Source organism: Oceanospirillum sediminis (assembly GCF_014164585.1).
GTDB lineage: Bacteria > Pseudomonadota > Gammaproteobacteria > Pseudomonadales > Halomonadaceae > Oceanospirillum > Oceanospirillum sediminis.
The window spans coordinates 1-303 of sequence record NZ_JACJFM010000384.1 but is presented as its reverse complement, the minus strand read 5'-3'; the positions used below and the strand labels follow the sequence as shown (position 1 = coordinate 303).

At 51.5% G+C, this 303-nt stretch carries 1 pseudogene; it reads left to right on the top strand.

Annotation, left to right across the window (positions count from 1 at the left end):
- Positions 1-303 (top strand): annotated as a pseudogene (locus tag H4O21_RS25330) (sulfite exporter TauE/SafE family protein); the annotation flags it as partial.

Sequence of the window (303 nt, the reverse complement as noted above, 5' to 3'; positions counted from 1 at the left end):
ACTATTCTGGCTGGAGGCCTTACCACACTGGTATCTATGTTTGTTGGTGCAACAGGCCCTCTGGTGGCCGCGTTTATTCACCGAGTGGGCTGCGATAAACTGGCAACAACAGCCACATTTTCAGCATGTATGTCTTTTCAGCATTTATTGAAAGCCGCAGTATTCGGGTTTGTCGGCTTCAGCTTCCTGGACTGGTGGCAGCCTGTTGTTCTGATGGTCCTGGCCGGAGTAGCGGGCACCTGGCTGGGACTCAGATTACTGAACCGTATCCCTGGTCATCTATTTGCCCTGCTATTCAAAACC